This is a genomic window from Pseudomonas sp. NPDC089741 (assembly GCF_044748825.1).
Taxonomy (GTDB): domain Bacteria; phylum Pseudomonadota; class Gammaproteobacteria; order Pseudomonadales; family Pseudomonadaceae; genus Aquipseudomonas; species Aquipseudomonas helmanticensis.
In genome coordinates, this window is sequence record NZ_JBIVGT010000054.1 from 1 (window position 1) to 5,735 (window position 5,735).

Below are 5,735 nucleotides of genomic sequence, written 5' to 3' on the forward strand. Positions count from 1 at the left end.
CAGGCTCCGGAGTCCCGGTACGGCCGCGTCGAGGTCAGCCACGTCAGCCTGAACGACGACGTCGTGGAAGGCCTCGCCTGCCTCGACATCCCGGCATTCTCCGTCCAGTACCACCCGGAAGCTGCGGCCGGCCCGCACGATGCCGCCTACCTGTTCGACCGTTTCATCGACCTGATGGAAGGCACCCGGGACGGGAAGAACGCCAACGAGTCCAAGGATCCCGTGGACTCAGCACACCCCGTTGAGGGCGCCGACGCGCCGAAGAACTCCGACACCAAGACTGAGGACAAGAAGTAATGCCCAAGAGAACTGACCTGAAGAGCGTCCTGGTCATCGGTTCCGGCCCGATCGTCATCGGCCAGGCCGCCGAATTCGACTACTCCGGCACCCAGGCGCTGCGCGTCCTCAAGGAGGAAGGCCTGCGCGTCATCCTCGTGAACTCCAACCCGGCCACCATCATGACCGACCCGGACATGGCCGACGCGACCTACATCGAGCCGATCAAGTGGCAGACCGTTGCCAAGATCATCGAGAAAGAGCGTCCGGACGCCGTGCTGCCAACCATGGGCGGCCAGACCGCTCTGAACTGCGCCCTGGATCTGGAGCGCGAAGGCATTCTGGAGAAGTTCGGCGTGGAAATGATCGGCGCCAACGCCGACACCATCGACAAGGCTGAAGACCGTTCGCGTTTCGACAAGGCGATGAAATCCATCGGCCTGGCGTGCCCGCGTTCCGGTATCGCGCACAGCATGGAAGAGGCCAACGCGGTTCTCGAAACCCTCGGCTTCCCGTGCATCATCCGTCCGTCCTTCACCATGGGCGGCACCGGCGGCGGTATCGCTTACAACCGTGAAGAGTTCGAAGAAATCTGCGCCCGTGGTCTGGACCTGTCGCCGACCAAAGAGCTGCTGATCGACGAATCGCTGATCGGCTGGAAAGAATATGAGATGGAAGTTGTCCGCGACAAAAAGGACAACTGCATCATCGTCTGCTCGATCGAAAACTTCGACCCGATGGGCGTGCACACCGGTGACTCGATCACTGTCGCGCCAGCACAGACCCTGACCGACAAGGAATACCAGATCCTGCGTAACGCCTCGCTGGCGGTACTGCGCGAGATCGGCGTCGAGACTGGCGGTTCCAACGTGCAGTTCGGTATCTGCCCCGACACTGGCCGTATGGTCGTGATCGAAATGAACCCGCGCGTATCGCGCTCCTCGGCCCTGGCTTCGAAAGCCACCGGTTTCCCGATCGCCAAAGTCGCGGCCAAACTGGCTGTGGGCTACACCCTCGACGAGCTGTCGAACGACATCACTGGCGGCAAGACCCCGGCGTCCTTCGAGCCGTCGATCGACTACGTCGTGACCAAGCTGCCACGCTTCGCCTTCGAGAAATTCGCCAAGGCTGACGCGCGTCTGACCACTCAAATGAAGTCGGTCGGTGAAGTCATGGCCATCGGCCGGACTTTCCAGGAATCCCTGCAGAAAGCCCTGCGCGGTCTGGAAGTCGGTGTTTGCGGTCTGGACGAGAAGCTCGACCTGAGCAACCCGGAAAGCATGAGCGTACTCAAGCGTGAACTGACCGTGCCGGGCGCCGAGCGCATCTGGTACGTGGCAGACGCTTTCCGCGCCGGCATGACTGTCGAAGAAATCTTCGCCATGAACATGATCGACCCGTGGTTCCTGGTGCAGATCGAAGATCTGATCAAGGACGAAGAGAAGGTCAAGACCCTCGGTCTGTCCGCTATCGACCGCGACCTGATGTACAAGCTCAAGCGCAAAGGCTTTTCCGATCAGCGTCTGGCCAAGCTGCTGGGTGTGACCGAGAAGAACCTGCGGACTCACCGTCACAAGCTGGAAGTGTTCCCGGTCTACAAGCGCGTTGACACCTGCGCCGCCGAGTTCGCCACCGACACCGCTTACCTCTATTCGACTTACGAAGAAGAGTGCGAAGCCGCGCCGTCGGGCCGCGACAAGATCATGATCCTGGGCGGTGGCCCGAACCGTATCGGCCAAGGTATCGAGTTCGACTACTGCTGCGTTCACGCTGCCCTCGCACTGCGCGAAGACGGCTACGAAACCATCATGGTCAACTGCAACCCGGAAACCGTTTCCACGGATTACGACACCTCCGATCGTCTGTACTTCGAATCGGTGACGTTGGAAGACGTGCTGGAAATCTGCCGCGTCGAGAAGCCGAAAGGCGTGATCGTCCAGTACGGCGGCCAGACTCCGTTGAAACTGGCGCGTGCCCTGGAAGCGGCTGGCGTGCCAATCATCGGCACCAGCCCTGATGCGATCGACCGCGCTGAAGACCGCGAGCGCTTCCAGCAAATGGTTGAGCGTCTGAACTTGCGTCAGCCACCAAACGCCACCGTGCGCAGCGAAGACGAAGCGATTCGTGCCGCCAGCAAGATCGGTTACCCGCTGGTGGTGCGCCCATCCTATGTACTGGGTGGCCGCGCGATGGAAATCGTCTACGAAGAAGAAGAGCTCAAGCGCTATCTGCGTGACGCGGTGAAAGTGTCCAACGACAGCCCGGTGCTGCTCGACCACTTCCTCAACTGCGCCATCGAAATGGACGTGGATGCGGTCTGCGACGGCAAAGACGTCGTCATCGGCGCAATCATGCAGCACATCGAGCAGGCTGGCGTTCACTCCGGTGACTCCGCGTGCTCGCTGCCGCCATACTCGCTGCCTGTGCATATCCAGGACGAGATGCGCGAGCAGGTCAAGAAGATGGCCCTGGAACTGGGCGTTGTCGGTCTGATGAACGTGCAGTTGGCGTTGCAGGGCGAAGACATCTACGTCATCGAAGTCAACCCGCGCGCTTCGCGTACCGTGCCGTTCGTATCGAAGTGCATCGGTGTGTCCCTGGCTATGATCGCTGCGCGCGTGATGGCCGGTAAGACTCTGAAAGAAATCGGCTTCACCAAGGAAATCATTCCGAACTTCTACAGCGTGAAAGAGGCGGTGTTCCCATTCGCCAAATTCCCTGGCGTTGACCCGATCCTCGGGCCAGAGATGAAGTCGACCGGTGAAGTGATGGGCGTTGGCGACACCTTCGGTGAAGCATTCGCCAAAGCCCAGATGGGCGCCAGCGAAGTGCTGCCGACCGGCGGTACCGCATTCATCAGCGTGCGCGATGACGACAAGCCACTGGTTGCAGGCGTGGCCCGCGATCTGATCAACTTGGGCTTCGAAGTGGTTGCCACCGCCGGTACTGCCAAGCTGATCGAAGCGGCAGGCCTGAAAGTGCGCCGTGTGAACAAGGTGACCGAGGGTCGTCCGCATGTGGTCGACATGATCAAGAATGACGAAGTCACCCTGATCATCAACACTACCGAAGGTCGTCAGTCGATCGCTGATTCGTACTCCATTCGTCGTAATGCCTTGCAGCACAAGATTTACTGCACCACTACCATTGCTGCTGGCGAAGCTATCTGTGAAGCGCTGAAGTTCGGTCCTGAAAAAACCGTGCGCCGCTTGCAGGATCTACACGCAGGATTGAAGGCATGATCAAATACCCAATGACCGTCCAGGGCGCTAAAGCCCTGGAAGAAGAACACGCTCACCTGACCAAGGTCGTACGTCCGAAGCTCAGCCAGGACATCGGTACGGCCCGCGAGCTGGGTGACTTGAAAGAAAACGCCGAATACCATGCCGCGCGCGAACAGCAAGGCATGGTTGAAGCGCGGATTCGTGATATCGAAGGCCGGATTCAGAATCAGGTCATCATTGATGTCACGTCCATCCCGCATACCGGCAAAGTGATCTTCGGCACTACCGTCGAAATCGCCAACGTCGAGACCGATGAAAGCGTCACTTACCACATCGTGGGTGAGGATGAGGCAGACTTCAAACTCGCCAAGATTTCGGTCGGTTCGCCTCTGGCCCGCGCCTTGATCGGCAAGGAAGAGGGCGATGTGGTCGCCGTGAAAACGCCAAGTGGCGTTATCGAGTACGAGATTGTCGAAGTCCGTCACATCTGAAGGTCGGCGCCCGCTGCATGCGGGCGCCATGCTTTGGCAGCTGGCCCAGATGCTCTGGGTTGGCGGCCTATGGCTGATTCATCTTGGCCTGCAGCCGGTGTTGGGCAAAATTGGCCTGGCACCGCTGTTGATCGATGAAGTCGCAAGTTCATTTGAAGTGCTGGTGGTGGGTTTTGCCGCCGCATGCGTGATTTTTCAGGCTTTGGTGCTGGTACAGGCCGAGGGCCTTGCCAGTCTATGGCGGGATTTGCGCGGGCAGGTGTTGTTGCTGGCGTTATATGCGTGTGCGATGTATGTCGCAGTGCGTATTGGCTGGCCGGATGCGCAGCACTGGCTGGTGTTCAGTTTTCTGATTCTGGGCTTTTGCGGTGTGGTGCTGGTATTGCAGCCAGTTCCGGGGTGGAGTGGCAGGGTGCGCGAAGCACACCCTTGACCCTTGTCATCACTTGAAGCGATGAACGTTCGACAGCTGCTTGTTGGCGCTGAAGTTCTTGCGGTAAACCAGTGCCATCTTGCCGATGACCTGTACCAGATCTGCTTTGCCGACCTTGCACAGTTCTGCAATGTGCGCCAGGCGCGACTCGCGATCGAGGATGTTGAGCTTGATTTTAATCAGCTCGTGATCCGCTAGAGCGCGTTCAAGCTCGGCTAGCACACCTTCAGTCAAACCGTTGTCTGCCACCGTCAAAACTGGTTTCAGATGGTGGCCAATGGATTTGTACTGTTTCTTCTGCTCTTGAGTGAGCGGCATAATCTGACCCTTTCGTCTGGATTCTGTAAAATGGCGGCCATTTTACCCGAGGGTTCGTGGATCCGCCCAATTAATCACGACCCTTATTATCGAGGTGCCCAATGGCGCGTTCCAAGACAAGCCTTGGTTGGCTGAAAAGACATGTCAACGATCCCTATGTGAAGCAGGCGCAGAAGGATGGCTACCGCTCGCGTGCGAGTTACAAACTTCTGGAAGTCCAGGAGAAATACAAGCTGATCCGCCCTGGCATGAGCGTCGTCGACCTGGGCGCAGCGCCCGGCGGCTGGTCGCAGGTCACCAGCCGGCTGATCGGTGGTCAGGGGCGTCTGATCGCTTCGGACATCCTGGAAATGGACAGCATCCCCGACGTTACCTTCATCCAGGGCGACTTCACCGAGGACGCCGTGCTCGCGCAGATCCTTGAGGCCGTGGGTAATTCGCAGGTGGACCTTGTGATTTCCGATATGGCCCCCAATATGAGTGGTACGCCCGAAGTGGACATGCCCAAAGCCATGTTTCTTTGCGAGCTGGCGCTTGATCTGGCCGAGCGGATTCTCAAGCCGGGTGGTAATTTCGTGATCAAGATTTTCCAGGGCGAAGGGTTTGACGTGTACCTGAAGGATGCCCGGAAGAAATTCGACAAGATCCAGATGATCAAGCCGGATTCGTCCCGTGGGAGTTCGCGCGAGCAGTACATGTTGGCTTGGGGTTATCGCGGACGTAGTGAGTAAAACGAGGTTTTTTGTCGGGGTGATAGGTTTTTCGTATTTCGCCCCGAGCGCTTTAGCGAATATTGTGTAGAAAGTGTTTCACAAAGGGTTACAGACGGCGCCTGCCAGAGCTGTAGGTAATGTAGTAAGTTAGGCCGGTGAATATCATGCGAAGCGCGCGCCAGTAGCGGAGCTTGCGTCAGCGGGAATTTCATTCAAAGAGATGCCAAAGAATCTGGTAATGTGGTTGGTCAGCGAGGCGGTGGGGGTGACGGTGTTGGAG

Annotated in this window: 5 protein-coding genes and 1 pseudogene; 5 read left to right on the plus strand and 1 reads right to left on the minus strand. The window is 58.3% G+C overall.

Translation table 11 applies throughout. The features are described 5' to 3' along the window. From ACIPZE_RS28030 to ACIPZE_RS28045, 4 genes and pseudogenes are all read left to right on the plus strand, one after another. A pseudogene (locus ACIPZE_RS28030) lies at window positions 1-297 on the plus strand (hypothetical protein); the annotation flags it as partial. Then, on the plus strand, window positions 297-3,518 hold the full coding sequence (gene carB, locus ACIPZE_RS28035; RefSeq protein ID WP_400776637.1) for a carbamoyl-phosphate synthase large subunit: 3,222 nt from the start codon (window positions 297-299) through the stop codon (window positions 3,516-3,518). The pseudogene ACIPZE_RS28030 and the gene carB, both read left to right, overlap by 1 nt. Continuing rightward, on the plus strand, window positions 3,515-3,991 hold the full coding sequence (gene greA, locus ACIPZE_RS28040) for a transcription elongation factor GreA (RefSeq protein ID WP_129388954.1): 477 nt from the start codon (window positions 3,515-3,517) through the stop codon (window positions 3,989-3,991). The genes carB and greA overlap by 4 nt, the downstream gene beginning before the upstream one ends. 28 nt (window positions 3,992-4,019) lie before the next feature. After that, complete coding sequence (locus ACIPZE_RS28045; RefSeq protein WP_129388957.1) at window positions 4,020-4,424, plus strand: MFS transporter; 405 nt, start codon at window positions 4,020-4,022, stop codon at window positions 4,422-4,424. A 9-nt stretch (window positions 4,425-4,433) separates the two neighbouring features. On the opposite strand, the gene ACIPZE_RS28050 is transcribed toward ACIPZE_RS28045, so the two are convergent. After that, the gene (locus ACIPZE_RS28050; protein WP_129388960.1) at window positions 4,434-4,742 is read right to left on the minus strand and encodes a YhbY family RNA-binding protein; all 309 of its coding nucleotides are present in this window, start codon (window positions 4,740-4,742) and stop codon (window positions 4,434-4,436) included. Window positions 4,743-4,843: 101 nt separating this feature from the next. Between ACIPZE_RS28050 and rlmE the strand changes: the two genes are divergently transcribed. Beyond that, window positions 4,844-5,473 carry a 23S rRNA (uridine(2552)-2'-O)-methyltransferase RlmE gene (gene rlmE / locus ACIPZE_RS28055; protein ID WP_008088328.1) on the plus strand — a complete coding sequence of 210 codons (630 nt, stop codon included), beginning with the start codon at window positions 4,844-4,846 and terminating at the stop codon, window positions 5,471-5,473. Window positions 5,474-5,735 lie beyond the last annotated feature (262 nt).

Bases quoted from the DNA above. Each gene is read 5' to 3' on its own strand.
- carB (WP_400776637.1), top strand. From the start codon at position 297: ATGCCCAAGAGAACTGACCTGAAGAGCGTCCTGGTCATCGGTTCCGGC.
- ACIPZE_RS28050 (WP_129388960.1), bottom strand. From the start codon at position 4,742: ATGCCGCTCACTCAAGAGCAGAAGAAACAGTACAAATCCATTGGCCAC.
- greA (WP_129388954.1), top strand. From the start codon at position 3,515: ATGATCAAATACCCAATGACCGTCCAGGGCGCTAAAGCCCTGGAAGAA.
- ACIPZE_RS28045 (WP_129388957.1), top strand. From the start codon at position 4,020: ATGCTTTGGCAGCTGGCCCAGATGCTCTGGGTTGGCGGCCTATGGCTG.
- rlmE (WP_008088328.1), top strand. From the start codon at position 4,844: ATGGCGCGTTCCAAGACAAGCCTTGGTTGGCTGAAAAGACATGTCAAC.